The sequence below is a fragment of the Sphingobium psychrophilum genome (genome assembly GCF_012927105.1).
In the GTDB taxonomy this organism is placed as follows: Bacteria; Pseudomonadota; Alphaproteobacteria; order Sphingomonadales; family Sphingomonadaceae; genus Sphingobium; species Sphingobium psychrophilum.
Genome location: NZ_JABBFV010000002.1, coordinates 325,628 through 351,542, shown reverse-complemented (window position 1 = coordinate 351,542; position 25,915 = coordinate 325,628). Strand labels below are relative to the sequence as shown.

At 61.6% G+C, this 25,915-nt stretch carries 26 protein-coding genes and 2 pseudogenes; 22 read left to right on the top strand and 6 right to left on the bottom strand.

Annotation, left to right across the window (positions count from 1 at the left end):
• Positions 1-66 precede the first annotated feature (66 nt).
• Complete coding sequence (gene trxC / locus HHL08_RS04995; RefSeq protein WP_169571362.1) at positions 67-522, top strand: thioredoxin TrxC; 456 nt, start codon at positions 67-69, stop codon at positions 520-522.
• Complete coding sequence (locus HHL08_RS04990; RefSeq protein WP_328804570.1) at positions 519-848, top strand: hypothetical protein; 330 nt, start codon at positions 519-521, stop codon at positions 846-848. The genes trxC and HHL08_RS04990 overlap by 4 nt, the downstream gene beginning before the upstream one ends.
• Here HHL08_RS04990 and xth read toward each other — a convergent pair.
• Both xth and HHL08_RS04980 read right to left on the bottom strand, forming a co-directional pair.
• Positions 818-1,639 carry an exodeoxyribonuclease III gene (xth, locus tag HHL08_RS04985; protein ID WP_169571360.1) on the bottom strand — a complete coding sequence of 274 codons (822 nt, stop codon included), beginning with the start codon at positions 1,637-1,639 and terminating at the stop codon, positions 818-820. The genes HHL08_RS04990 and xth overlap by 31 nt on opposite strands.
• 75 nt (positions 1,640-1,714) lie before the next feature.
• Positions 1,715-2,011 (bottom strand): GNAT family N-acetyltransferase, encoded by a 297-nt coding sequence (locus HHL08_RS04980; RefSeq protein WP_169571359.1) that lies wholly within the window; start codon positions 2,009-2,011, stop codon positions 1,715-1,717.
• A 399-nt stretch (positions 2,012-2,410) separates the two neighbouring features.
• Between HHL08_RS04980 and HHL08_RS04975 the strand changes: the two genes are divergently transcribed.
• Positions 2,411-2,584, top strand: coding sequence for a DUF6771 family protein (locus HHL08_RS04975; RefSeq protein WP_169571358.1), 174 nt, complete (start codon positions 2,411-2,413; stop codon positions 2,582-2,584).
• Between the two features lie 366 nt (positions 2,585-2,950).
• Here HHL08_RS04975 and HHL08_RS04970 read toward each other — a convergent pair whose 3' ends face one another.
• Complete coding sequence (locus HHL08_RS04970; RefSeq protein WP_169571113.1) at positions 2,951-3,394, bottom strand: hypothetical protein; 444 nt, start codon at positions 3,392-3,394, stop codon at positions 2,951-2,953.
• Here HHL08_RS04970 and HHL08_RS04965 point away from each other — a divergent pair.
• The 9 genes from HHL08_RS04965 to HHL08_RS04925 all read left to right on the top strand — a co-directional run bounded on the left by HHL08_RS04965 (position 3,284) and on the right by HHL08_RS04925 (position 14,242).
• Positions 3,284-4,015, top strand: coding sequence for an ImuA family protein (locus HHL08_RS04965; protein ID WP_169571357.1), 732 nt, complete (start codon positions 3,284-3,286; stop codon positions 4,013-4,015). The two genes, HHL08_RS04970 and HHL08_RS04965, sit on opposite strands and share 111 nt — an antisense overlap.
• Positions 3,936-5,489 carry a Y-family DNA polymerase gene (locus HHL08_RS04960; RefSeq protein WP_169571356.1) on the top strand — a complete coding sequence of 518 codons (1,554 nt, stop codon included), beginning with the start codon at positions 3,936-3,938 and terminating at the stop codon, positions 5,487-5,489. Before HHL08_RS04965 ends, HHL08_RS04960 begins: the two co-directional genes overlap by 80 nt.
• Entirely contained in the window at positions 5,486-8,803 is a 3,318-nt protein-coding gene (locus HHL08_RS04955; RefSeq protein WP_169571355.1) for an error-prone DNA polymerase, read from the top strand. Before HHL08_RS04960 ends, HHL08_RS04955 begins: the two co-directional genes overlap by 4 nt.
• 408 nt (positions 8,804-9,211) lie before the next feature.
• On the top strand, positions 9,212-10,057 hold the full coding sequence (locus tag HHL08_RS04950; protein WP_169571354.1) for an oxygenase MpaB family protein: 846 nt from the start codon (positions 9,212-9,214) through the stop codon (positions 10,055-10,057).
• Positions 10,054-10,356, top strand: a complete 303-nt coding sequence (locus HHL08_RS04945; RefSeq protein WP_169571353.1) for a UvrB/UvrC motif-containing protein — start codon at positions 10,054-10,056, stop codon at positions 10,354-10,356. Before HHL08_RS04950 ends, HHL08_RS04945 begins: the two co-directional genes overlap by 4 nt.
• Before the next feature lie 149 nt (positions 10,357-10,505).
• On the top strand, positions 10,506-10,844 hold the full coding sequence (locus tag HHL08_RS04940) for a hypothetical protein (RefSeq protein WP_235954847.1): 339 nt from the start codon (positions 10,506-10,508) through the stop codon (positions 10,842-10,844).
• Entirely contained in the window at positions 10,841-12,154 is a 1,314-nt protein-coding gene (locus HHL08_RS04935) for a PQQ-dependent sugar dehydrogenase (RefSeq protein WP_169571351.1), read from the top strand. The genes HHL08_RS04940 and HHL08_RS04935 overlap by 4 nt, the downstream gene beginning before the upstream one ends.
• 26 nt (positions 12,155-12,180) lie before the next feature.
• On the top strand, positions 12,181-12,801 hold the full coding sequence (locus HHL08_RS04930; protein WP_169571350.1) for a retropepsin-like aspartic protease family protein: 621 nt from the start codon (positions 12,181-12,183) through the stop codon (positions 12,799-12,801).
• Positions 12,802-13,411: 610 nt separating this feature from the next.
• Positions 13,412-14,242: a 23S rRNA (adenine(2030)-N(6))-methyltransferase RlmJ gene (locus HHL08_RS04925; protein WP_169571349.1), complete on the top strand. Its 831-nt coding sequence runs from the start codon at positions 13,412-13,414 to the stop codon at positions 14,240-14,242.
• 327 nt (positions 14,243-14,569) lie between these two features.
• Here HHL08_RS04925 and HHL08_RS25905 read toward each other — a convergent pair whose 3' ends face one another.
• Together HHL08_RS25905 and HHL08_RS26255 are read right to left on the bottom strand one after the other, a co-directional pair.
• Positions 14,570-14,695 carry a hypothetical protein gene (locus HHL08_RS25905; protein WP_268932673.1) on the bottom strand — a complete coding sequence of 42 codons (126 nt, stop codon included), beginning with the start codon at positions 14,693-14,695 and terminating at the stop codon, positions 14,570-14,572.
• A gap of 26 nt (positions 14,696-14,721) precedes the next feature.
• Positions 14,722-14,814: pseudogene (locus tag HHL08_RS26255) on the bottom strand (helix-turn-helix domain-containing protein); the annotation flags it as partial.
• 235 nt (positions 14,815-15,049) lie between these two features.
• Between HHL08_RS26255 and HHL08_RS04915 the strand changes: the two are divergent.
• The 7 genes and pseudogenes from HHL08_RS04915 (at position 15,050) to HHL08_RS04885 (ending at position 19,618) form a co-directional block, all read left to right on the top strand.
• Positions 15,050-15,664 carry a TetR/AcrR family transcriptional regulator gene (locus HHL08_RS04915; RefSeq protein WP_169571347.1) on the top strand — a complete coding sequence of 205 codons (615 nt, stop codon included), beginning with the start codon at positions 15,050-15,052 and terminating at the stop codon, positions 15,662-15,664.
• Between the two features lie 121 nt (positions 15,665-15,785).
• Positions 15,786-16,538 (top strand): MipA/OmpV family protein, encoded by a 753-nt coding sequence (locus HHL08_RS04910; protein WP_169571346.1) that lies wholly within the window; start codon positions 15,786-15,788, stop codon positions 16,536-16,538.
• A 130-nt stretch (positions 16,539-16,668) separates the two neighbouring features.
• On the top strand, positions 16,669-16,923 hold the full coding sequence (locus HHL08_RS25900) for a helix-turn-helix transcriptional regulator (RefSeq protein ID WP_169571345.1): 255 nt from the start codon (positions 16,669-16,671) through the stop codon (positions 16,921-16,923).
• A 143-nt stretch (positions 16,924-17,066) separates the two neighbouring features.
• Positions 17,067-17,450, top strand: a complete 384-nt coding sequence (locus HHL08_RS04900; RefSeq protein WP_169571344.1) for a helix-turn-helix transcriptional regulator — start codon at positions 17,067-17,069, stop codon at positions 17,448-17,450.
• Positions 17,447-17,794 carry a hypothetical protein gene (locus HHL08_RS04895; RefSeq protein WP_169571343.1) on the top strand — a complete coding sequence of 116 codons (348 nt, stop codon included), beginning with the start codon at positions 17,447-17,449 and terminating at the stop codon, positions 17,792-17,794. The genes HHL08_RS04900 and HHL08_RS04895 overlap by 4 nt, the downstream gene beginning before the upstream one ends.
• Positions 17,795-17,934: 140 nt before the next feature.
• Positions 17,935-18,233: pseudogene (locus HHL08_RS04890) on the top strand (IS3 family transposase); the annotation flags it as partial.
• A 380-nt stretch (positions 18,234-18,613) separates the two neighbouring features.
• Complete coding sequence (locus HHL08_RS04885) at positions 18,614-19,618, top strand: LacI family DNA-binding transcriptional regulator (protein ID WP_169571342.1); 1,005 nt, start codon at positions 18,614-18,616, stop codon at positions 19,616-19,618.
• A 3-nt stretch (positions 19,619-19,621) separates the two neighbouring features.
• Here the strand turns inward: HHL08_RS04885 and HHL08_RS04880 are convergent, their stop codons facing one another.
• The gene (locus tag HHL08_RS04880) at positions 19,622-20,944 is read right to left on the bottom strand and encodes an MFS transporter (protein WP_169571341.1); all 1,323 of its coding nucleotides are present in this window, start codon (positions 20,942-20,944) and stop codon (positions 19,622-19,624) included.
• A 162-nt stretch (positions 20,945-21,106) separates the two neighbouring features.
• Between HHL08_RS04880 and HHL08_RS04875 the strand changes: the two genes are divergently transcribed.
• The 3 genes from HHL08_RS04875 to HHL08_RS04865 all read left to right on the top strand — a co-directional run bounded on the left by HHL08_RS04875 (position 21,107) and on the right by HHL08_RS04865 (position 25,723).
• A complete protein-coding gene (locus tag HHL08_RS04875) occupies positions 21,107-23,584 on the top strand; it encodes a TonB-dependent receptor domain-containing protein (protein ID WP_169571340.1) in 2,478 nt (825 codons plus the stop codon).
• A gap of 121 nt (positions 23,585-23,705) precedes the next feature.
• Positions 23,706-24,818: a glycoside hydrolase family 68 protein gene (locus HHL08_RS04870; protein WP_328804567.1), complete on the top strand. Its 1,113-nt coding sequence runs from the start codon at positions 23,706-23,708 to the stop codon at positions 24,816-24,818.
• On the top strand, positions 24,806-25,723 hold the full coding sequence (locus HHL08_RS04865) for an ROK family protein (RefSeq protein ID WP_169571339.1): 918 nt from the start codon (positions 24,806-24,808) through the stop codon (positions 25,721-25,723). Before HHL08_RS04870 ends, HHL08_RS04865 begins: the two co-directional genes overlap by 13 nt.
• The last annotated feature ends 192 nt before the right edge of the window (positions 25,724-25,915 follow it).

The window sequence follows — 25,915 nt, the reverse complement described above, 5'->3', positions numbered from 1 at the left end:
CATTCGGGATGCCCGATCCCATCTATGGCATCTATGCCATCCAGACGACGCATGATGGAGACCAGAATGGCTACGGCGCCCAATGATGCCCTGATTGTCCTATGTCCGGCTTGCGCAACGGCAAACCGGTTGCCTCGCGAAAGGTTGGCCAAGGGCGGAATCTGCGGCCGATGCAAGCGCCCCCTATTCTCTGGGGAGCCCGTCAAACTGACCGCAGATAATTTCGACGCGCATGCCGCGCGGTCCGATATTCCCCTGCTCGTCGATTTCTGGGCGAGCTGGTGCGGTCCCTGTCGTCAGATGGCCCCCGCCTTCAGCGCCGCGGCCGGACAACTCGAACCCTATATGCGCCTTGGGAAACTCGATACCGAGGCGCATCAGGCGATCGCTGGTCGCTATGCCATCCGGTCCATTCCCACGATGATCCTGTTTCGGGGTGGCCGCGAGATTGCGCGGCAATCGGGCGCTATGCCGCAACAGGCCATCGTTGCATGGGCGCGCGAGGCGACACGACGGGCGTGAGCCGGGAACCCGCCACCCACCCGTCCACGCCCGATGGCCGTTATTTTGTGGTGCGCGGCCGCCTATGGCGGCTGGCCAATCCCGCGTTGGACGAAGACGTCCGAGCTTCGCTGGTATCGGATCTGATGCAGGCGCGTAGAGCCGTGCGCGACGCCCGTAAAAACGGCGATGTATCGGCCGAGGGTGAAGCGCATGCGGCGGTGGACATTGCCAAACGCGGACTTGGCGAGCGTGGCCCAGTCTGGTGGGCCGACGGCACACCTGACTATAATCGCCATATGGCGCGCAATACGCCCTATGCTGACTGGTTTGCAGCCCTCGACTGACGCGCCTTGCGCACCGGCTTGTCGGCCAGCTTAATCCAGACCGGAGCATGGTCGCTCGTCTTTTCCCATCCGCGCGGCGCTGTGTCGACCTGCGCCCATTCAAGCCTGCTCCGTGCCTTTGCGTTGAGCAGAATATGGTCGATCCGAAGGCCTGCGTTGCGCCCGAACGCCCCACGCCAATATTTCCAGAAGGTGTAGATGGTCTCATCGGGGTGCATTTCGCGCAGAGCATCGCTCCATCCCTGCTCCAGCAGATGGCGATAGGCTTCCTTCACCTCCGGCGCGAAGAGCGCATCGTCCAGCCACCGCTCGGGCGCATAAACATCCAGATCGGTTGGCATGACGTTGAAGTCCCCGGCGACCACAACCGGCGCATCGAGATCGACGAGCGAGGCAAGGTGATCATGAAGCCGCTCGAACCAGCGCAATTTGAAGTCGAACTTGGGTCCAGGGCGTGGATTGCCGTTGGGCAGATAAAGACCAGCCACCAGAACCCCGGCAACCGCCGCTTCGATGTAGCGGCTTTGCGTATCGTCCGGATCGCCCGGCAGCCCGCGGCGCGTCTCGTGAATTTCACCGACCCGGCTCAGGATCGCAACCCCGTTCCACTGGCTTTGCCCGTGCCAGACCGCGTCATATCCCGCGTCGCGGATCGCTGTTTCAGGAAATTTATCCTCTGGCGCTTTCAATTCCTGAAGACAGACGATGTCAGGTGCGGCTTCGCTCAGCCATCGCAGCAGGACAGGCAGACGCCCGTTGATCCCGTTCACATTATAGGTCGCGATCTTCATCGTTGCGTTGACCTAGCTGACGCGGGAGAGGCATGGGAATGGTTATAAGTCATGGATGATCCACACACTCTGCGATCAGCCTGGCGCGTCGAGCGCCAACAAATCCTGCTCCTCTGGATGGCGATCAAAATAGCCGGCGACGAATTCGCATAGCGGCACGACCTTCAATCCCTTCTCCCGCACGTCCGCCAACGCGCCGGCGATCAGCTTGCTGGCAATGCCTTGCCCTTCGAGCGCGTCAGGAACTTGCGTGTGCGTGAAGATCAATGCGCCATCGCGCCGTTCATAGGCCGCAATAGCCGTGCCACCATCGACCTTGAGTTCATAGCGGCTCTCGCCTTCATTATCGCGGACGTCCTGCGTCTCAGTCATGGTCGGTTCCTCTTTCTTTCAGGTCTATGCATCGGCGATTTTCGCAGAGCCGGTCGATAGATCGAACAGATGGACAATGGCGCGGTTCCGCTAGAGCTGTCTGCTGACGAATGCGGCCTGGCCTTTGCGTTCCGATGCCGTGGCAGCCACAAGCCTTGCTGGAGAAAACCGAGCTGCAGCGCTCATGAACAGCGGCTTCACCCGTCATTCATCGCAACATGCTATTTCATGCCCTGTCGCTTCTTCCTCCCTTTGGAGCGGCACCTCCCTGAACTTCGGTCCCGCCGCGAGCCTTGCTCTGGCGGGGCTTTTTTATGCGTCCCCTGCTTTCATCACGATCGCCTTTTGGGTGTCACCTTGATGATTGCTTGTCTGCACGCGACCACCCATAGGGTCCAAATGGACCAAGAGACTTCCGAGCTCATCATGCGTGTCATCGCGCGCGCGCCGCAATGGCTTCGCCACGACCTGTCGTCAAAGGACCTCAATGCCCGTGGACGGGCCGAAGAAACACTCGCCGCCATGATCGTCGATGCGCTGTCGCACGGAACGCCGCAGGAGCCGGAAGGTTAAGCTTTGCGTGGGACCCTCCCATGGAGCATCTGTTTCGATGGGACGCCTTCTCCTCCCTGCCATGCTTGTTGCGGCTGTTCCGACCGCAGCCTGCGCATCGGACAGCGAGCAGCTGACCATATATTGCGACGGCGGTCGAACCTTCCTTGCCAAGATCAGCCCGGATGGCGCGCTCGTAACGATCGGGAGACGGACGGTCGCGCTCAGGCCAAGGGACTCATCGCTTGGGCGACGGTTTGAAGCAACAGGCGCTGCCCTGATCATAGATGGCGAGATGGTCGCTTTGGTACTCGACAACGATATCGATTTTCGAAACTGCCGGGTGAACCCGCCTGGTTCCCAGCTTCGGAACGCCGGATGAACTCGTCACCAGCCTGATCTCTCCTGTTTCGAGTGCTGGGAAACAGACATCTGCTTCTCTTTGATCGTCCCCGATTCGGAATGCGAACACGGCGAACAGCGACCGAATGATTTGGCGATATCGATCCGGGCATCGCCCCTCGATTTTCTCTCGCGCTCAATATTTTGTGAACGCACGATCGCGTCGCGAAACGATTCAGGGAATCCATGACGTTGGATCCGTCGGATGCCACAAGCAGGACCTCGTTCACCCCGAAACATGCGCTCGACCAACTTGACAGTCCGGGGAGTCATGTAGAACAGAAAGAGAACATATTGCCAGACTGATGAGACCAAGGAATGCCCCGCAATGCCATCCTCGAGGATTTGCGTTCGTCGATCGCCCATGTGACGGGCGATGGGCGCCGTCATGGCGTCCATCCTTTCGGCCTTGACGACATCGACGATCATCTGCCCGGAAATGGTCTTGCAACCGGCGCATTGCATGAGGTTCTGGGCTCTCTCGACATTTGCGACGACGCAGCCGCAACGATATTCATCGCAGGCATATTGGCGCGCATGGAAGGCCCGGTTTTCTGGTGTCTGCGCTGGCGCGATTTGTTCACCCCTGCCCTCGACCTTGCAGGCCTTCATCCTGACCGCCTGACCATCGTCGAGCCTGGCGATGACAAGGGCGCGCTGATCGCGATGGAAGATTGCCTGCGCGTGGCTGGCATCGCCGGCGTCGTGGGCGAGGTCTCGAAGCTCTCAACGACCGCGTCGAAACGGCTTCAGCTTGCTGCCGAAGGGTCCGGGGTGACTGCGTTCATCCTGCGTCGCGCCGCCAAGGCGGACGCACTGATCGAGGGCTCAGCAGCGCAGACACGATGGCGCATTACGGCGTCCCCCAGCGAGAATCTGGGCATCCCTGCCCTTGCCCGCCCGCGCTGGTCGGTCGCGCTCGAGCGCGTCCGCGGCGCAGAACCCAAAAGCTGGATAGTGGAGGCCTGCGATGCGCAGGGTCGTCTCGCTCTACCTGCCATACTGGTCGACCGACCGGATCAGCAGGAAGCGTGGCGTATCGCCGTCTGAGGCGAACGCAGCGCCATCCCGGCAGCCGCTTGTCACGGCCATAGAATCGCACGGTCGCAAGCTGATCGCGGCGGTGGACGCGCTTGGCCGCAGCCTTGGCATCACGCCCGGCATGAGCGTCACCAAGGCAAGGACCATGGTGCCCGATCTTGACGTGCTCGATGCAGACGAAGCGGCCGACGCGCAAGGGCTTGAGCGGCTAGCTCTATGGGCAGGGCAGCGCTACGCCCCCTTCGTCGCGGTCGATTACCCCGATGGCCTATGGCTCGACATCAGCGGATGCGGCGAACTGTTCGGCGGCGAGGAAGCGCTGGTCAAGGACCTGTTCCGCCGGGTGAACGGCTCGGGCCTTACAGCACAGATCGCTGTTGCTGACACGGCAGGCTGCGCGCATGCGGTCGCTCGCCATGTCCCTGCCGGTCGCCCGGTTATCATTCTTCCTGGAGACCAGAAGAAGGCGGTCGGCCTCCTACCCCTTGCCGCCCTGCGCATCCCGACAAAAGTGGCAAGCGATCTGCACAAGATGGGCTTCACCCGGATCGAGCAACTCATTGCCGAGCCGCGCGGTCCCATTGCGCGCCGCTACGGACATGAACTCTATCGGCGCCTCGACCAAGCCCTTGGCCATGCGCCAGAGGCGATGGCGCCGATCTTCCCGCCATCACTGCCCCAGGCGCGCCGCGGGCTTCTTGAACCCATCGGCACGGCCGACGCCATCGCAAAAGTCATCGGCGATCTCACCGACGACATTTGCGCTGCGTTGATGCGGGGCGGCACCGGCGCGCGGCGCCTCGACCTCCATTGCGAACGGGTCGATGGCCAATATCAGTCTGTCAGGATCGGTATGGCGTCTCCCACCAGGGATGCCCGGCATCTGACAAAGCTCCTGGTTCCCAGGATCGAACGGATCGACCCTGGCCTTGGGATCGAGACCATGATCCTGATCGCGCCGATCGTCGAACCACTCCGCAGCGCACAGGCTGATCTTACAGGCGATACGCATCGCGGCCCGGACCTTGGTGCCCTTATCGACGCGCTGGCGAACCGTTTCGGCTATGACCGGCTGTACGGCACGACGCCCTGCTCGTCCGCCATGCCCGAACGAACGGTCAAGCGGACAACGGCGCTGCGCGAGTGCACGGATCGGCGCTGGAACGCTGTCCTGCCGCGCCCGGGCCGCATGATCGAACCGCCCGAGCCGGTCCAGGTGATCGCGATGATGCCGGACCATCCGCCTGCCCAGTTCGTCTGGCGGGGCAAGCGGCACAAGGTGGTTCAGGCCGATGGTCCCGAACGCCTCCAGGGCGAATGGTGGCGCGCCAAGGGCCTGGAAGCCGACAGCCCCTATCTCGTGCGCGACTATTTCCAGGTCGAGGTCGAGGGCGGCGGGCGCTACTGGCTGTTTCGCTTGGGCGACGGCCAATGGTCGTCGACCGGGCCGATGGCCTGGTTCATCCATGGCGCCTTCGCATGAGCCTTGCCGATCAGCGCTATGTCGAGTTGCAGGTGACGAGCCATTTCAGCTTCCTGCGGGGTGCATCCTCGCCTGAGGAACTCCTGACCGCTGCCGCCATGCTGGGCCTGCCGGCGGTCGGCATCTTGGATCGCAACAGTCTGGCGGGATTGGTGCGCGCTTGGGACGCTGGCCGTTCGACGGGCGTGCGCGTCATCAACGGCTGCAGGCTGGATCTTTACTGTGGCACTGGTCTGCTTGTCTATCCCACGGACCGCGCAGCCTATGGCCGTCTCTGTCGTCTGCTGACGCTCGGCAAATCGCGCGCTGGTAAAGGGGGCTGCGAACTGCATTGGGATGATGTCGCCACGTGGAGCGAGGGACTGATCGCCATCCTTATCCCCGATAGCGACGACGCAAAAACGCAGGCGGACCTCGTCAGCGTCTCATCCATCTTTCAGGAACGCAGCTACCTCGCGCTGACCCTCCAACGGCAACCGGGCGACGCATTGCGGTTGCGACGGCTGACACAGATGGCACAGCAGGCGCGCGTCGCGACCGTCGCCACCGGCGATGTCCTTTACCACACGCCCCAGCGCCGAATGCTGCAGGATGTTATGACCTGTATCCGCGAGAAATGCACGATCGACGATCTGGGCGAGCGACGCGAGCAGATCGCAGACCGGCACCTCAAGGACGCCGACGAGCTGGACCGGCTGTTCCTGCGATATCTTGGGGACACAGGGCCAGTTCGGCGAAGTGTCGCTATCGCCGAGCAATGCCGCTTTTCCCTTGAAGAGTTGCGCTATCAATATCCCGATGAAATCGGTAAAAGCGGGCGTACACCGCAGCAGGAACTTGAGCGCCTTACCTGGGCAAAAGCCCCTGCCCGCTATCCAGACGGCATCGACGACAAAACAAGGGCCCAGCTGGAGCATGAGCTGCGTCTCATCGCCCAGCTCGATTACGCACCCTATTTTCTGACGGTCCACGCGATCGTCAATTTTGCGCGCTCGAAAGGCATTTTGTGCCAGGGCCGGGGATCGGCCGCGAACTCGGCGGTCTGCTATTGCCTTGGCATCACCTCGATCGACCCGGTGCGCACCGAACTGCTGTTCGAACGGTTCGTGAGCGCTGAGCGACGCGAGCCACCCGATATCGATGTCGATTTTGAGCATGAGCGCCGCGAGGAAGTGATCCAGTGGATCTACGAGACCTATGGCCGCAACCATAGTGCGCTGACCGCCGTCATCTCCCGCTTCCGTACCAAAGGCGCGATCCGCGAGGTGGGCAAGGCGCTCGGGCTTTCGACCGACGTCACCGACGCGCTGTCAGGACAGGTCTGGGGCTGGAGCCGCGAGGGTGTGCAGGACCGCCATGTCGCCGAGCTCAATCTTGATATGACCGATCGCCGCCTTGCCCTCACGCTGGAGCTGTCGCGTCTGCTCATGGATACGCCGCGCCATTCCTCGCAGCATCCCGGCGGCTTCGTGCTGACCCGCGACCGGCTCGACGAGTTGGTCCCGATCGAACCGGCCCGCATGGATGATCGCCAAATCATCGAATGGGACAAGGATGATATCGACCTCATGGGGTTCATGAAGGTCGATGTGCTGGCATTGGGCATGCTCAGCTGCATGCGACGCGGCTTCGATCTCCTGCGCGAGGAGAAGGACATCCACCTCGATCTCGCCACGATACCGGCCGAAGACCCGGCAACCTATGCGATGATCCGCAAGGCTGACACGCTTGGCGTCTTCCAGATCGAAAGCCGGGCACAAATGGCGATGCTGCCGCGTATCAAGCCAAGGACATTCTATGACCTGGTCGTCGAGGTCGCCATCGTGCGACCTGGCCCCATCCAGGGCGACATGGTCCACCCTTATCTGAGGCGCCGCGAAGGAAAGGAGGAGGTCAGCTATCCCAAGCCGGAGTTGCGCCGCGTCCTCGAAAAGACGCTCGGCGTCCCGCTCTTTCAGGAGCAGGCGATGCGGGTCGCAATTGAGTGTGCCGGGTTCACCGCCAGCGAGGCGGACCTTTTGCGGCGGGCGATGGCGACGTTCAAGCTGACCGGCGGGGTCAGCCATTTTCGCGACAAGCTCATCGGCGGCATGGTCGAGCGCGGCTATGAGCAGGCTTTTGCCGAACAGACCTTCAAGCAGATCGAAGGCTTTGGCTCCTATGGCTTCCCCGAAAGCCATGCCGCAAGCTTCGCGCTCATCGCCTATGCCTCCTCCTGGCTCAAATGCCATCATCCAGATGTATTCTGTGCAGCATTGCTGAACGCTCAGCCCATGGGCTTCTATGCGCCAGCCCAAATCGTCCGCGACGCACGCGAACATGGCGTTGAGGTCCGACCTGTTGATGTAAACCATAGCCGCTGGGACTGCACGCTTGAAGAGGGGAACCGGCGGTACAAGGCCGTGCGCCTTGGGCTGCGCATGGTCCGCGATCTTGCCAATCCGGACGGAGCGGCGATCGTCTCGGCCCGTGGCGCAGAGCCCTATGCTTCAGTGGAAGAAATCCAGCGCAGAACTGGCGTCGGCGCTGGCGCTCTCAATCGGATCGGTGATGCTGATGGCTTTGGCTCGCTCCAGCACAGCCGCCGCACTGGCCTGTGGGATGTGAAAGGGTTGCGCGACAGCCCCCTACCCCTTTTTGCCGCGGCAGACGAGCGCGAGGGAAAGCCCCGCGCCGAAGCGGTCGAACCGACGGTTGAGCTCTCGCCGATGGCGGAAGGCCGGGAAGTCGTGGAAGATTATCGCAGTGTCGCGCTATCACTCCGCGCCCACCCGGTGGCCTTTCTCAGGGCGGATTTGGTAGCTAGGAAGATGGTCCCGTGCGCGGCGCTTTCTGACATCCGCGATGGTCGCTGGGTCAATCTTGCAGGAATCGTCATGGTGCGGCAGCGACCCGGCTCTGCCAAGGGCATCATGTTCATCACTATCGAGGATGAAACCGGGATCGCAAATCTTGTAGTCTGGACCAAAATATTCGAAGCCAATCGCGGGACTGTCCTTGGCGCATCCATGCTGGGCGTGCGCGGTCAGGTTCAGAAAGAAGGCGAGGTCATTCACGTCATTGCCCAGCGGCTTGAAAATCTGTCGGGGTTGCTGGCAAGCGTGGGCGAACGGAGCGATCTTGCCAACGTCTTTCGCCCGGCGCGCGGCGATGGCGCAAAAAACGGGGGTGGACCTGATCCCCGGGACCCGGACAGCAAATTGCTCGGTCGTAAGGCACGTGAGATATACATCCCTGACCTGAGGCTGGGATCGGGCATCATTCCCGGGCAGTCGACCGAAGGCATCAAGGTGAAGCCAAGGGATTTTCGGTGAATGTTTCATCAGTGACATCGGCGCATACTGTGCGATATTGCAAGGGCGACGACCTGATCGGTTGCTCACTCACGAGCAACCGCCCTTGCGAAGAACTATTCGTTTTGTAGCGCGCCAGAATTGGTCGAAACGGAATTTTTCGGTTCCGCGGATATGCTCGATACCAGTGTCAGATCATCCGACAGCAAGAGGGGTCCTGGCGACGTCGCGCACGATGGATGGGATGCGCTGATGAAGGCAAGGCGCATATCGTGTCCGGTGGGAAAACAGGATATCGGCTGCCGTAGCGCATTTGACATCCGCGGCGATCCTGACGGAGCAGCATCGTAAGATGGGGGAACCGGGTCGGGTGATGAGGATTGCAAAGTCCATGCGGACCGATCGTCCGGGCCGTTCGTTGATCCCTATATGCTGACGCTCCGCACCCTGTCCAATGGCATCAAACAGTCTATCCGCCATCAGGTGGTTGGTATGTTCAACGACCTTGGCAAGGGCGAAACACCCGTATCAAGAAGCGCCGACGCGCTGTTCGATCCAGATTCGGTAGCATGGCGGGTGCATGGCGACGTGGCGTCGATGATGGTCGGCGGGATCGGCAGCCTGCTTATGCAGATGTTGCACCCTTCCGTACTGGCTGGCGTCTGGGATCACTCAAATTTCCGCACGGATATGCATGGCCGCCTGCGCCGGACCGCCCGGTTCATCGCGGCGACGACCTACGCCGATCGGGATTTGGCGCAGGCGACAATGGCGCGCGTCCGTCGTGTGCATGATCATGTCAGCGGCACGCTGCCGGATGGCACGGCCTATCATGCCAATGATCCGGCCCTTCTGGCCTGGGTCCATGTCACCGAAGCGAGCAGTTTCCTGAATGCCTGGATTCGCTATGGCGAACCGACCATGCCCGCCGACGACCAGAATCGGTATTTCGCGGAAATGGCGCTGATCGGTCGTGCCATGGGCGCCGACCCGGTACCAACATCGCGATCCCAGGCACGCGCCCTGGTCGAAGAGATGCGCCCGCAATTGCGAGTGGACGATCGCACCCGGACCGTCGCACGCCTGATCATGAACGGCAGCACGACCAGCCTGGCAGCCGAAGCGCCAAGACGGCTGGCGGTCCAGGCGGCGGTCGATCTGTTGCCGCAATGGGCGCGTAAGATGCACAGGATGAGCCTGCCCCCGTTGGAGCGCCCGATCGTCCGGGCAGGGACATTCGGCATCGCACAGACACTGCGCTGGGCATTCAAATGACGAAGGCTGGCGGCATCGAAGCGCTCCGGCTGGCCATGGAGGCAGCGGCTGAACGCGGCGACTTCGAAACCGCCGCGGACCTGCGGGACCGCATCAGCCTGTTGCGCAAAGCGCCTGCGGGGACGCAGGCGGCTGATTTCGATCCCACTGGGCTGGTTCGCCAGACCCCCGGCGCCATGGGCCTGGGCACGAACCGACAACGCGTATCGACCCCGCCCGGCTGGTCGCCGCCCAAGAAACCCGATCCCATGACGACGGGGCGATCCCGCCGGAGAGGCCCGCGCAAAAGCGGCACATGACGCTGATCGCGCAACCAAAGTTACGTGCCGCGCATTCCCATATTCTCCTCCCTCTCCCATCCTGGAGACATTCCTTGTCCAGCGCGTCGTCGGCATATCGGCCACTGCTTCCACCGCCCCTTGCGCTTCTTCTGTCGTTCCCAGTTGCCTTGTTCACCATCGCACTGTTCACCGACATCACCTATCTTCAGACGGCAGAGGTTCAGTGGACGAATTTCTCGTCCTGGCTCATCGTAGGGGCGCTGGTGTTCGGTGGGGTCGCCCTTGCGTGGAGCTTGATTCTGGCGATCAGGTGGCGCGGAGCACGTCTCTACGCGCTGTTGCTCGTGCTTGCGTGGATAGCGGGCCTGGTCAACGCGTTTCAGCATAGCCGCGACGCATGGAGTTCGGTCGGAACGACCGGGCTGATACTCTCCATCCTGAGCGCAGCGTTCGCCATCGCCGCAAGCTGGCTCGCGCATGGCGCCAAGTGGGAGATCGCCCGATGACCCTTTATCTCCGCCCATTCGGCGCGACGGCCGCCATCCTTGCCCTCGCCGCATGTAGTAGCAGCAAGCCGGGCATCGACCAGACCGGCGCTACCCCCGATCTGCCCGCGCAGCGCGAAACGCTGATACCACCGATCAAGATCGCCACGCCGCAGGGTTGGGATGGTGAAAAGCCGGTCGCCCCGCGCGGTTTTACCGTCACTGCGCTCGCCACCGATCTTAAAGTGCCGCGCCAGACGCTGGTGCTGCCCAATGGCGATATCCTGGTTGCAGAAGGATCGGGCGGCGCGGACGCGCCGCTGCTGCGGCCCAAGGATGTGATCGCGGGCTATATCAAGAGCAAGGGCAAGACGCCGGTCAAAGGTGCCAACCGCATCACCTTGCTGCGCGACGCCGATGGCGATGGCAGGGCTGAGGTCAGAACGATCCTGATCGACGGGCTGAACGCGCCCTATGGCCTGGCCTTCGTCGAGGGTAATCTCTACGTCGCGGATCAGGACGCGCTGCTGCGCTTTCCGTACAAGGAGGGCGACACCCGCATAGCGACCCCAGGGCAGGAGGTGACGAAGCTGCCGTCGCGCATCAATCATCATTGGACCAAGTCGCTTGCTGCCAGCGCCGATGGCACGAAACTCTATGTCGGTATCGGCTCGAACAGCAATGTGGGGGAGCGCGGCATGGCGGTTGAGGAGGACCGGGCCGTCATCTGGGAAATCGATCGCGCAACCGGCGCGCGCCGCACCTATGCCAGCGGTATCCGCAACCCCACAGCGCTCGCCATCAATCCGCAGACCCGCGCGCTCTGGTCGGTCGTCAACGAACGCGATGAACTGGGTCCACAATTGGTGCCCGATTATCTGACGTCGGTGCGGCTTGGCGGCTTCTACGGCTGGCCCTACAGCTATTGGGGGCGAAACGTCGATCCACGTGTGCATCCGCAAAATCCGAAGATGGTCGCAAATGCACAGCGCCCCGATTATGCGCTTGGCTCTCATGTTGCAGCCTTGGGTTTGAGCTTCGTATCGAGCGCGGGCTTTGGGCGGTTCTCGCAAGGCGCTTTTGTCGGTGAGCATGGCAGTTGGAATCGGCAGGACCCCTCGGGTTACAAGGTGGTGTGGATACCCTTCGTTAATGGCCGCCCGGCGGGCAAGCCGGTCGATTTTCTGACTGGCTTCCTGAAAGACGGACATGCACGGGGGCGCCCGGTTGGCGTCACCTATAATCCGGTCCATGACAGCGTAATCGTCGCGGATGACGTGTCGAACACGGTGTGGCGGGTCGCGCCAGATCGGCCTGAATCAGCGCAATGATATCGCCTTTGCAGTGGCGCGCGCCCATGGACCTCACGACTAACCCCGAATGGCAGCAACTGGCCATTTACGCGGTAGGGACCGCTGTCCTGTTGATCCTACTGTTCAATATTCCCTTTATCGGGCGGATGTTGCGTGCCCTGTTTTCGATGGGACTACTGGCCTTCTGTCTGTTCATCCTGTTCCAGCAAGCGCCATACGATCCTACGCTTGCCGGAGTGAAATCCAGGCTCGGGCTCGACGACCAGATCGTCTCTGGCAAGGATGTGCGCATCGCGATGAGCCGGGACGGCCATTTCTGGGCGCGGGTCAACATCAATGGCGTGGAACGGCATATGCTCGTCGACAGTGGCGCGACCATCACCGCCCTATCACAGGCCACTGCGGATAGCGCGTCGGTCGAGCGCAAAGCCAATATGATGCCCGTTGTCATGCAGACCGCCAATGGCGCAGTTCGCGTAGAAACCGGCTCGATTGACCGATTGCAAATCGGGTCCATCCAGGCGCGCAATCTCAAGGTGGTCATCTCGCCGGCGTTTGGACCGGTAGACATATTGGGAATGAACTTTCTGTCGCAGCTTGCCAGCTGGCGTGCGGAGGGCCGAACGTTGATCCTCGTGCCACAAAGCGTCTTGAAAGAAACCTAGCGGACAGCTTTCACCAAGACCTCCGCAACCATGGCCTTTGTGCCGTCATAACGCGTTCGAGCCGCGGATCCGCTTTATGACGCATCCATAAGTTTGTTGATTATGTGAGGAGTAGCGGCACCTTATCGCACGCCTGTGGCGCTCGAAGGCGGATGGCTTCTATTTCGCTGATCACTTGGTGCCGAACGCCAGGCCCGGCTCACTTGAAAGCCCCGTTGGAAAAGCTGAATTCAACCCAGGTGTCGACCAGTCCAAGTTATTCTACTGTGAGGAGGTGGAAGTCCGTCACTATCACAAGCGGATGCGTTCGTGTCAGCACTGCAGTTCTGATAAGTCGGCGCTATGTGAAGGTATTGCCAACATCGGACGAACAGGCGATTCCCAGTAATGCCCATCGCGTTCGGCTATGCGATGATCGAACATTCCCATGCGCCCAAAGCCTTGCCTCTCTGCCTCTGCTAACGCTGGCTTGAAGCCTTGCGCAAAAGTGCGTTGAAGGTTTCCGCCTGACTTTATACTAGCGCCGGATTGGTTCCATCAATCGCTTCGCGCTCGTCAAACGCGCCTAGTGGCATGTAGAAAAGTAGATCGTCAGGATTTTTGAGGCGTAATGAATTATCGTCATTCCTTCCATGCCGGCAATAGCGCCGACGTCGTGAAGCACTGCCTGCTTATCGCCCTCGTACGGGCATTGCAGCAAAAACCGGGCGCATTGACCCTAATCGACACCCATGCCGGCTGCGGGCTATACGACCTCCACGGCGAGGACGCCCGCCGGACCGGCGAGTCCACCCAGGGCGTGCTGCAGGCCCTTGCCGACCCGAACCCGTTGCTGGACGACTACCGCGCCGTCGTACAGGCTGTAAATACAGGAGCCGAACCGCACTTCTACCCCGGCTCGCCGGGAATTCTAGTGCAGCTTTTGCGCCCGCAGGATTTCTTAATCCTCAACGAAAAACATCCCGAAGACGCCCATACATTGCGCGGCGTGATGCACGGCACATCGGCTGCCGTGCACGAGCGCGACGCTTATGAGCTGTGGCTGGCGATGCTGCCACCCCGGACGCCTCGAGGCGTGGTGCTGGTCGACCCGCCGTTCGAGCGGACGGATGAACGCGCACGGATCACTGCCACCCTCGCCGCCATTCACCGCAAATGGGCGCATGGCGTGACAGTGATCTGGTATCCGCTGAAAGACCGCGCCGCGCATTGGCGCTGGAGGGAGCAGATGCGCAAGCTCGGTATCCCGAAATTGCTGCGAGTGGAGCATTGGTTGTACGATGGCGATCAGCCCGGAATCTATAATGGCGCGGGCCTCTATATCGTTAACCCGCCCTACGCCTTCACGCAGGCGCTGCCGCCTCTGTTGGAAGCTCTGCGCGTCGCGCTTGCGCCGGAGGGGCATAAAGGCGAGATCACAACCGATTGGTTGGGCGATTAGCCCTCATCGCCCCCCTCTCCCAAAGGAGGAATTGCTGCGCTGCAGCTCGCACGAGCAATGTAAGCGGAGGCCCCCCTTGCGCGCCTACAATGCAGCGGCACGACCGAATATCATCCAGCACCTTGGGCGTGCCGCGCATTTTCAGATAATCAGGCGACGCGCAGATGACGCATCACTGCGACCTCAGCCGCCGGGCGATAAGATTACTGGTGTCAGAAAGGGTTCCGAACCGGATGGCGAGGTCGACATCGTCGCGTAGGAGGTCGCTTGTCGCGTCCGTCAATGTGAGGCTGCGGCTCAGATCTGTATGTGCTCGAGTGATCGCCGTCAGATCGGCAGCAAAACATTGCGACCGAACACGATCAGCATGTTGATATGCACGCGGCCGCTCAATATCTGATTGCTCGCGGACAAGGCCGATTGAACCGATATGACCTCGTCGCGGCCGAACATGCCGCCAGACACGCCTCTCCATCGGCCGTCAGTCGCATGTGCCCGGTTGTACGATTGCACGGCCTGAAGCCAAGCCGCTCTTCAAGACGCGCGATCGTCTTTCCCACCGCGGATTTGGCAGTCCCAGCCGCTCTGCGGCAAGCGGGTCAAAGCATCTATCAACGCGCGATCATCTTGATCGCCAGCCTCCCTACCCCTTCGCTTCGTGCGGCTGGTCATGCTCTGACCAGTTGTGTCCTGCGCAAGCCAATAACCTGACTTTCAGTTGGTTTTATATCCTTTTAGTTTAAAGGTCTTCCCTGTCTCACAACCGACTTCGCGTGACGGCGATTGACCAGCAGGACTAAGACCGCCTTGACTAGTGACGAGGGTAACGAACTAAACCGGAGGCGTCGCGGGCTGGCGCTCGAAGAAGCCATTCTGGATGCTGCATGGTCAGAATTGTCTACCAACGGCTATGCGAAGTTTACCTTCGAAACTGTCGCTCGCCTGGCCGGCACGAGCCGTCCAGTACTTTACCGACGTTGGCCAACGCGCGCGAGTCTCGCTTCCGCCGCGATCGTGCGGCACATGAACCGTAACCTCATAATTGTCCCCGACCTTGGCAACCTGAAAGATGAACTCCAATGCGCCATGCGGAAGTTTGCTGATCGCGCGCCTCCTAGTCTCATGAGGCTTGTGTTCGAAATGCACGAGGACATGGCTTCAGGAGAGGTGAATTTCACGGATGCGCGTTTCAGCGAGAACCCGATCGGCGATGTCATCGCACGCGGTGTAGAGCGTGGAGAGATAGATCCCGAGCGACTAAACGCTCGCGTCATGCGCGCGCTACCCAGCCTTGTGATGCACGAGATCATCGTGACCGCGCAGCCCATTTCGGACCAGACCATATCGGAAATCATCGATCAGATCTTTATCCCGTTGACGATGCCCCTGCCCGGTCCAACGCGCCACTCAGAGATTACTTAAGATACAATCTGTTTCTTATTGACGACAAAGCATGACATCGGCGATATGTGCGATGCGGGATTAAGGGCATGTGCCCGGAATCGAAGACGCGGACATTTCATTCGGTGGAGCGATCGGCTCGATGAACAAACTCATGAAGTTAAGTGCTAAGCCACTCTGCGCCGTTGGCATGATCTGGTTCGGCGCCTCGGCGCAGGCCCAGGATCGAATCGTTTTTGGTACAGGAGTTGCGGTCGCGCCGACCTATCAAGGGTCTGGAGACTACCGGGTGCTGCCGTTGCCGGCGATCGACATCAAGAAGGGGACGTTCTTCGCGAACCTGCGTAATGGCATCGGGATCGAGCCAATTGATACAGGGGTGATATCAGCAGGTGTCAGCGCTGTATTTGTCCAGGGCTATCGGCGTCGCGACGTTCCAATCGGAATATCGAAACTGCCTGATGGCCTGGGTGCTCGCGCATATACAAATGTGCGCTCCAGTGGCGTGATTGGTACCTTCGGCGTTACAAAAGTCATATCGGGCGGGACAGGCGGGATTATCGCTGATGCCAGCGTCTCCTATCCTGTCAGCATATCCTCAAAATTTTCCCTCACGCCAACAGTAGGGGCCACCTGGGCGAATCGGGAGCATAACAGTCAGTATTTTGACGTAGGCAATCTGGAAGCATCTGCTTCTGGGCTTTCCCCTTTCTCTACGGGGGCGGGATTTAAGGATATCTCAGGCACCCTCACAGCGACCTATCGATTGACGGACCGAATTGCATTGAGCGCAACCGGTGGTGCGACTACCTTGCTCAACAAAGTGAACGAGAGCCCCCTGGTTGGCCGTGCGACCCAGCCCTTTGGAATGGTCGCGCTTACTTACCGTCTCTAGCAACGCTGCGGCAGCGGGGCGCTTTTGTCTCTCTACATACGTCGATCAGCCAACCAGATCTCATTGCCCTTCTACTGTGATTGCGGCATAGTCAGGCCTGGCGGGCAGACCTTCTGAATAAGGGTTGGCCATGAAGTCTGACATATCTCAATTTTCTGTAGGCCCGGCGACTTCTGCGGATGCAGAGCCGATCTATCGAAAGGACCGCCGGTCAGACCGGCTCTTGCGGACACCTGATGTCACCGCAAGAACCGGGATGTCCGTCTCAGCTATCTATAGGTTAGAAACAGCCGGTCGCTTCCCTCGCCGCCGCCGTATCGGATTGCGCTCTGTCGCCTGGTACGAAAGCGATATCGAGGAATTCGTTGCTAATCCGTCAGGCTAACGTACAGATACCGGCTGACCACTTCATGTGCCGGCCGCAGCCCGGCGTCCGACCATGTGCTTCTCGATAAATGTAGTTTCAGTTGGTTGCGGTAGCATGATCCGACATTGCAACAACAGTGGGAAGAATTCCGTCAGGTTCAGATGCACTTAACCGATTTGATCTTGCAGAAGAAATACGTAGTGGTACTATCCTATCTGCGGGCAGACCAAGAAGGAACTTGGTTTGTATGTTTGAATGTAGCAAAAAATGCGGGGTTTCCCATGGCTGAAACTCTGCAAGGTGCGGCCGGGCGTCGCGCTTCAGAATCTGTAACGGTTGATTTTTCCACGCAGATGATAACGGTCGTTGATTTTGCGCGTCTTGCTCGACTGTCGCGACGTCAAATCGATAGGTTGCGGCAGCGCCGTCCAGGAAATTTCCCCCGCGAGTTTGAATTGGGAACAGGGCACACAAAATATCGCCGTTGTCCCCGATTTCGATTATCAGAGGTTCAGGCTTGGCTCGACAGTAGAGCACTGTGGTGAACGATGTTCGTATGCATGCGGACAGCTATGGCACGGTCGTCGTTAATCCAATTTATCGGCACTTTCTCCAAGGGTCGCTGCACAGGTTTCGAAAGACAGGAGGGTCAGCGGCCGTCGCGTATACACATCGTCCCAGCAGCGCCGATGCGGCGGCGCTGGACGGCCGAGGTCAAGGCGCGCATCATCACCTCGATTTTGAACCCAGCGCCGACATCGCGGAAATTGCGCGAACGCCTGGACTGCTGCCGCAGCAGCTCGACGCTTGGCGGCATAACAGCATTACGGGCAACAGCCTGCTCCACCAGTACTTCCTGAAGGGACCGATCTCAGCCGGCACTCTATAAGGGAACTCGAAGCAGTTGCTCACGCCATTAATATGCGACTGCGAGAGGCGCTCAGATGGAGGGCGCCTGCAGAAGCCCATGACCATTCCCCCCCACCCCGCGGTATGAAGTCGGTGTTGCGCCGACCGTTTGAATCCGGAGGATATGTCTCAATCCGATACTCGGAGCGCCTTGCCGAAGTCGAGATCGAACCCTGGGTTGGTAGCGTAGGCGACTGCTATGCCAGTGCTTTGACCGGAAAGATCAACGGCCTTTAGAAGGCGGAGGTGATCCACCGCAGAGGACCGTCGCGACCCTCTAAGGCCGTTGAATACGCCAAGCTTGAATGGTTGAAATGGTTCAACAGCCGATGCCCGTACGAACCCATCGGCGATATCCCACCTGCCGAAGCCGGGCACGATATTACGCCATGCTGGACGACGTCTCCATGGCTGCATGACTTAAACCAAACGGCCTCCGGTAGACTTGGTACGGTTCAATCGACACGTTCGGCGCGTCGGTGAGTGTTCGAGCAGTTTGATTACAATGCCGTCTATCGCGATTTTTATCGCGGTTTCGTTTGAAGAGTTGAAGCTTATGTGCCAAGTCTCAGAAACCGACGGAAATCCGTGGGTTCTGGCTACGTAAATTCTAACGCCAATGTCCGCTGCAATGTTACGAATACATTCGGATTCCGCATTTCGACCAAATGGTGATGGACCAAGTGGCCACTGTCTGATTCCTTGCCTCCGCATCGGCCGGGCGATAAGCATCCTAAGTTCCTTAGTCCGTTGGCCTCGCTGCTGACCGGCCCGTTATGTGTGGACTTCCCGCTCGGTCATGAAATCAACAAATGCCTCCAGTCTCGCCAAGCTGGCCCGGATCGCGGGCGTATCGGTGTCCACCGTGTCGCGCGCGCTTTCGGGCAATCCGATGATCGCCCGCGCGACCCGCGAACGGATCGAGGCGCTGGCGCAGGACCATGGGTTTCAGATCAACCGCGCGGCCCGCAACCTGCGGCTGGGCCGCACCGGCGCGATCGGCGTCGTGCTGCCGCTTGGCCATGAAACGCAACAGCATCTGTCCGATCCCTTCTTCATGAGCCTGATCGGCCCGCTGGCCGACGCGCTGGCCGATCGCGGCTATGACCTGCTGCTCTCGCGCGTCATTCCCGCCGACGGCCAGTGGCTGGACCGGATCGTCGATGGCGGGCGGGTCGATGGCGTGCTGCTGATCGGCCAGTCGGACCAGATCGACACGATCGAGCGAGTGGCCGCGCGCTATGCGCCGCTGGTCGTCTGGGGCGCAGCGGTCGACGGCTATGCACAACTGACCGTGGGGTCGGACAATGTGGCGGGCGGGCGGATGGCGGCCGATCATCTACTAGCGCAGGGCCGCCGCCACCTGGCCTTTTTCGGCAATCCCGACGTGCCCGAATTTGCCGCCCGCCATGCCGGCTTTCGCGCGGCGCTGGCGCAGGCGGGCATGGGCGACGGCCTGCTCCTGCCCGCCCATCTGACCACGCAGGCATCCTATGACGCCATCCGCGCCTTGCTGGCCGATCATCCGCCGATCGACGGGATCGTCGCGGCGTCGGACGTCATCGCGATGAGCGCGCTGCGGGCGCTGGGCGACGCCGGGCTGCGCGTGCCCGGCGACGTGGCGGTCGTGGGCTATGACGATGTCATGGTCGCGTCGCAGACCACCCCGCCGCTCACCACCATCCGGCAGGACGTCGCGCGCGGCGCGGCGCTGATGGTGGATCTGTTGTTCGACCGGCTGGCCGGTACGCCCGCCGCCTCGGCCTGCATGACGCCGCACCTGGTCAAGCGCGCGTCCGCCTGACGATCAGGCCGCGCGCGTCGGGCGCTCCCGAATGGCCAGCGTCGCAACCGCCGCCAACAGCATCAAGATCCCCGCCAGCATCAGCACATGGCGCGGATCGCCACCCAGCAGCGGGCGATAGATCAGCGGCATGGTCAGGCTTTCGATCATCATCGGGATGACGATGAACATGTTGAAAATGCCCATATAGATGCCGGTGCGGGCGGGCGGGATGCTGTCGGCCAGGATGATATAGGGGTTGCCCATCATGCTCGCCCAGCCAAGACCGATGCCGATCATCGGCACGAACAGCATCGCCTGGCTCGTACACCAGGGCAGGGCGAGCATGGCGATGCCCGCCGCGGCGACGCTGACGGCATGGACCGGGCGCGCACCCATTTTCCGGGCGATCGGCACCATGGCGAAGGCCGCGACGAAGGCGATGAAATTATAGAATCCGCCGATCTGCCCATTCACCAGCACCGCCTGGCGAAAGCTCGCGCTGCTGGCGTCGGCCGTGTCGTAGAGCGACCGCGCAATGGCGAAGGCGACGAACTGCCAGTAACAAAACATCGCATACCATTGGAACAGCATGGCGATGGCCAGTTGGCGCATGGGGGCGGGCATTTCGACGATCGCCTGCTTGAGGTCACGAAACGTCGTGCGGGCGGACAGCGGCTCGGCCCGCATCGCCGCGATCTCCTGCGCGCTCAGCGGCAGTTCGGGCACGCGCAGCACCGACCACAGGATGGTGGACAGCGACAAGACAGCGCCCACGATGAAGGCGATCCGCGTGATGACCGGAATACCCGACGGGTCGATCGCATCGGCGTTCAGCCCGCCCCACACCAGCAGGGACGGCGCCAGATAGGACAGCGTCTGGGCCAGGCCGGTAAAGGCGCTTTGCGTCAGGAAACCAAGCGGCCGTTGCGCCGGGTCCAGCCGGTCGCTGACATAGGCGCGATAGGGCTCCATCGTCACATTGTTCGCCGCGTCCAGCACCCAGAGCAGGCTCGCCGCCACCCACAGCGCCCGGCTGTAGGGCATGGCGAACAGGCACAGGCTGCACAGCACCGCGCCGATCAGGAAATAGGGAGTCCGCCGGCCAAAGCGGGTGACGGTGCGGTCGCTCATCGCGCCGATGATCGGCTGGATCAGCAATCCGGTCATCGGCCCGGCCAGCCACAGCAGCGGCAAGGACGCCTCGTCCGCGCCCAGATAGGAATAGATCGGCCCCATATTGCTTTGCTGCAATCCGAAGCTGAACTGAAGTCCCAGGAAGCCCAGGTTCATCTGCACGATCCGCCCCAGCGAAAGGTGCGGCTTACGGGGTATCGGCTCGCTCATGATCTTTGCCTCTCCTGCCTGGCGGACTGTTGCCGTCCTTGACGGATTTGTCAGTATAGATGTTCGCAAACGATTGCAATCTGTCTGATATGCCTGTTGCAATCGTTTGCGAAAGGGATCATCACAATCACAAGCCGAACGAATCGGCGTGGGAGAGAGACAATGAAAAGGCAGTTCCAGACATTTCTGCTGACGTCGGCGACCCTGATCGTGGCCAATGCCGCCCAGGCGCAGCAGCAGCCCGTCGCCGCCCCCCAGTCGGCGCCGGACGTCGCGCCCGCCGCCGCCCCCGACGATGAAATCGTCGTCACGGCGGTCGCCCGCGGCCAGAACCGGCTCAACAGCAGCGTCACCGTCAGCTCGCTTAGCAGCGACGACATCGCCAAGGCAGCGCCGCGTTCCGTCGCCGAAATCTTCCGCAACCTGCCCGGCATCCGCTCCGAATCCTCGGGCGGCGAAGGCAATGCCAATATCTCGGTCCGTGGCCTGCCGGTCGCATCGGGCGGCGCGAAGTTCCTGCAATTGCAGGAGGACGGCCTGCCCGTGCTGGAATTTGGCGACATCACCTTTGGCAATGCCGACATCTTCCTGCGCTCGGACTTCAACATCGGCCGGGTCGAATCGGTGCGCGGCGGATCGGCCTCCACCTTCGCGTCCAATGCGCCGGGCGGCGTCATCAACATGATCTCCAAGACCGGCGAGCAGGAAGGCGGCGCGATCCAGGCGACGGCGGGTATCGACTATGAGGAATATCGGCTCGACTTCGACTATGGCGGTCGGATCAGCGACAGCCTGCGCTACCATGTCGGCGGTTTCTACCGCCAGGGTGAAGGACCGCGCAAGGCGGGCTATGACGCCAACAAGGGCGGCCAGATCAAGGCGAACATCACCAAGGAATTTGCCGGCGGCTATATCCGCCTCTACGGCAAATATCTCAATGACCGCGCCATCGGCTACCTGCCCAATCCGGTGTTGGTGACGGGCAGCAACAGCAATCCCAAATATCAGGATCTGCCCGGTTTCAGCATCAATGGCGACACGCTCCATTCGCGCTATTTCCGCGACAATGTGACGCTGGACGGCCGCAACAACCCGGTGACGCGCGACATTCGCGATGGCCAGCATCCGGTCGTCTATGCCGTCGGCCTGGAATCGCAATTCGAACTGGGCGATGGCTGGAACGTCACCGAACGCTTCCGCTATTCGGACGTGTCGGGCGGCTTCACCTCGCCCTTCCCCTCAGCGGTCGACACCGGATCGGCGATCGCGACCGCGCTGGGCGGCGCGGGATCGACCCTCACCTATGCCAATGGTCCCAATGCGGGCCAGGCGTTTAACGGCAGCAACTATCTGGCCCAAATCGTGCTGTTCGACGTCAAGATCAACAGCCTCAACAACATCACCAACGACCTGCGCGTCAGCCGGGATTTCGACACCGGCGCTGGCAAGCTGACCGCGACGGCCGGATTCTACAAATCGCGCCAGACGATCGCCACCGACTGGCTGTGGACCTCGCACCTGCTCGAAGTGACCGGCGGCGGCAATGCGGCGCTCGTCAACCTCACCAACGCGGCGGGCCAGGCGCTCACGCAAAATGGCACCTATGGCTATGGCGCGACCTTCTTCGGCAATTGCTGCCGCCGCAGCTACGATGTCGACTATGACACCGACGCCCCCTTCGCGTCCTTGAGCTTGGCCACCGGCGCGCTGACCCTGGACGGCAGCCTGCGCTACGATTTCGGCAGCGCCAAGGGCACGATCGCCGGATCGGACCTGGGCGGCGGGCGCGTGGGCGTCATCAGCCGCGACATGAACGGCGACGGGGTAATCTCCATCCCCGAAACCAATGTCGCGGTGGTCCCGACGCTGACGGCGCCGGTCGACTATAGCTATGAATATCTGTCCTATTCCTTCGGCGCCAACTACCGCCTGGCCGACGACATCGCGCTGTTCGCCCGCTACAGCCGCGGCGCGCGCGCCAACGCCGATCGACTGCTGTTCGGCCCGGCCGTCAGCACCACCACCGGCAATCTGACCGACAGCGGCGCGGCTGTCGATTTCGTCAAACAACTGGAAGGCGGCGTCAAATATCGCAATGGCGGCCTGACGCTCAACGCAACCGCCTTCCACGCCAAGACCGAGGAACAGAATTTCGAGGCGACGACCCAGACCTTCTTCAACCGCAACTATCGCGCCTTTGGCCTGGAACTGGAGGGCGGATACCGCACCGGCCGGTTCAGCATCACGGCGGGCGGCACCTATACCGACGCCAAGATCGCCAGCGACGTGTTGAACCCGGCGGTCGTGGGCAATCGCCCCCGCCGCCAAGCCAAATTCCTGTATCAGGTCACGCCGCAATATGATGCGGGCGTCTTCACTGTCGGCGCGAACGTCATTGGCACCTCCAGCAGCTATGCGCAGGACAGCAACCAGTTGAAACTGCCCGGCTATACGCAGGTCAACGCCTTCCTGACGGTCAAGCCGATGGATCGGGTCCAGCTCTCGCTCAACGCCAACAATCTGTTCGACGTCAAGGGCTTCACCGAAGCGGAGGATGCCGCCATCCCCGCCAACGGCATCGTCCGCGCGCGCTCTATCAATGGTCGCACCGTGTCCGCCTCGGTCCGGTTCGACTTCTGATCCCCGACTTTCCGGGGCGTTTTACGCCCGTGGAAATCATGGTCTTCGCCGGTGTCTGCACGCACCGGCGAAGATCATGGCCCAGCCGCCCTGCCGACACCTCCCGCCCCACGGATGCCCGATGATGACTAGCCACTGGACCGCCGCCCATGTCGCCGCGATCGACCGTGCGACCATGGCCTGCGCGCCGCTATTGTCCAAACCGCAGCCCCTGATCGAGGGGATCGACCTGTGGGATTATTGGCCGGTGCAGGCGGAGGACGGATCGCAGGCGCTGATCGCGGGCGGCACCCTGTTCATTTTGCTGTCGGCTCCCGCGCTGCTGGACCCCGACGCCCGCCATGGCATGGCCCGGCTGCGCCTGATGCACCGGGTAGGGGACAAATGGCGCGATCTTGGCCTTTTGTTCGACGATGGCTTTTCGCCCGGCAGCCGCGAATGGTCGGGGTCTGCGATCCTGTCGCCCGACCATGGCCATATCACCCTCTATTATACCGTCGCGGGCACGCGCGGCGAAGACGTGCTCAGCTTCAGCCAGCGCCTGTTCGAAACCCGCGCCGCATTGTCGGTGGAGGGCGACGCGATCGCCCTGTCGCCCTGGTCGACGCCGGTGGAAATGCTGGTCCCCGACGGCATCGACTATGTGCGCGATATGGAGGGGGGCGGGGCGATCGGCACCATCAAGGCCTTCCGCGATCCCGCCTTCTTCCGCGATCCAGCCGATGGAGCCGCCTATGTCTTTTTCGCGGCCTCGCTCGCGCAATCCTCGTCCTTCTGGAACGGCGCGGTCGGCATGGCGCGGCGCGCGCCGGACGGGCGATGGGATCTTCTGCCACCGCTCATCGCCGCCGATGGCCTCAACAATGAACTGGAACGACCGCACGTCATCGTTCATGACGGGCGCTATTATCTCTTCTGGTCCACCCAGCAAAAGGTGTTTGCCGATGACGGCCCGGCCGGTCCCAATGGCCTTTATGGCATGACGTCCGACAGTCTGGCCGGCCCATGGCGGCCGATCAACGGCACCGGCCTTGCGTTCGCCAATCCGCCCCAGGCCCCTTTTCAGGCCTATAGCTGGTTCGTGCTGCCCGACCTGACGGTGCAGAGTTTCGCCGACATGACCGGCATCGCGCATGTCCCGGCCGACCCTGCGCAGGCCCGCCGCCATTTCGGCGGCGCCCCCGCGCCCGACCTGCGGCTGGCAATAGAGGGAGACAGACTATGGCTGGCATGACCATGGACGAGCCACTCATCGTCGGGCTTGAACTGGGCGGCACCAAATGTATCGCCACGCTGGCGCAGGGCCGCACGATCCTGCGCCAGCAACGCTGGCCGACCGGCACGGCGGACACGCTCCACCTCCTGTCTGACGCGCTGACCCTCTGGCAGCGCGAAACGCCGTTCGCCGCGATCGGCATCGCCAGCTTCGGCCCATTGCACCTGAACCCGAACGCGCCCGATTTCGGCCATATGGGCAACACGCCCAAGCCCGGCTGGGCCGGCGTCGACATTTACGGCCATTTCGCCAGCCGCTTCACCGTGCCGATCGCCATCGACACCGACGTCGCGGGCGCGGCCCTGGCAGAGGGGATGTGGGGCGCATCGCAGGGATGCTCGGTCCACGCCTATGCCACCATCGGCACCGGAGTCGGCCTGGGCCTGGTGGTCAACGGCCAGGCGGTGCACGGGCATTTGCATCCCGAAGCCGGACATATGCGGGTCCGGCGTCAGCCCGATGACCCGTTCGTGGGCGTGTGCCCCAGCCATGGCGATTGCCTGGAAGGGCTTGTCGGTGGCCCGGCGCTCGCCGCACGATCGCCGATCCCCGCGGCCGACATGGCGGACGATGATCCCCTGTGGCACCGCGTCGCCGCCGATCTGGCCGAATGGACGACGATGCTGATCCTGGCCCTGTCGCCCGAGCGGCTGGTGCTGGGTGGCGGCGTGATCCAGGCGCGACCGATGCTGCTGCCGCTGATCGCCCGTCGATCGGCCGACTTGCTGAACCTGTATATCGAGGATTTGGACCCTTTGGCGCTTGAGCAACTGATCGTTCCCCCCGGTCTGGGCGCTGACGCCGGTCCGTTGGGTGCCATTCTGCTCGGCCAGCGGGCCGCCATAGCGCGCAGTAGCCTGTAAGCGAGACGATACAAGCAAGTCGGCCCGCATGCGTGCCTGCCTGCTCGCTTCGGTGCCACCGGCATGGCAAAGCGCGCCGATACCAAGCAAAGTCGCAAGCGCCGATCGTCTTTTCCCGCAAGCCTATGGCGCTCTATTTTTTGCAATGATCCGTTGAAGTCATTCTGGTGGATCGGTAGGGGCAAGACGAGC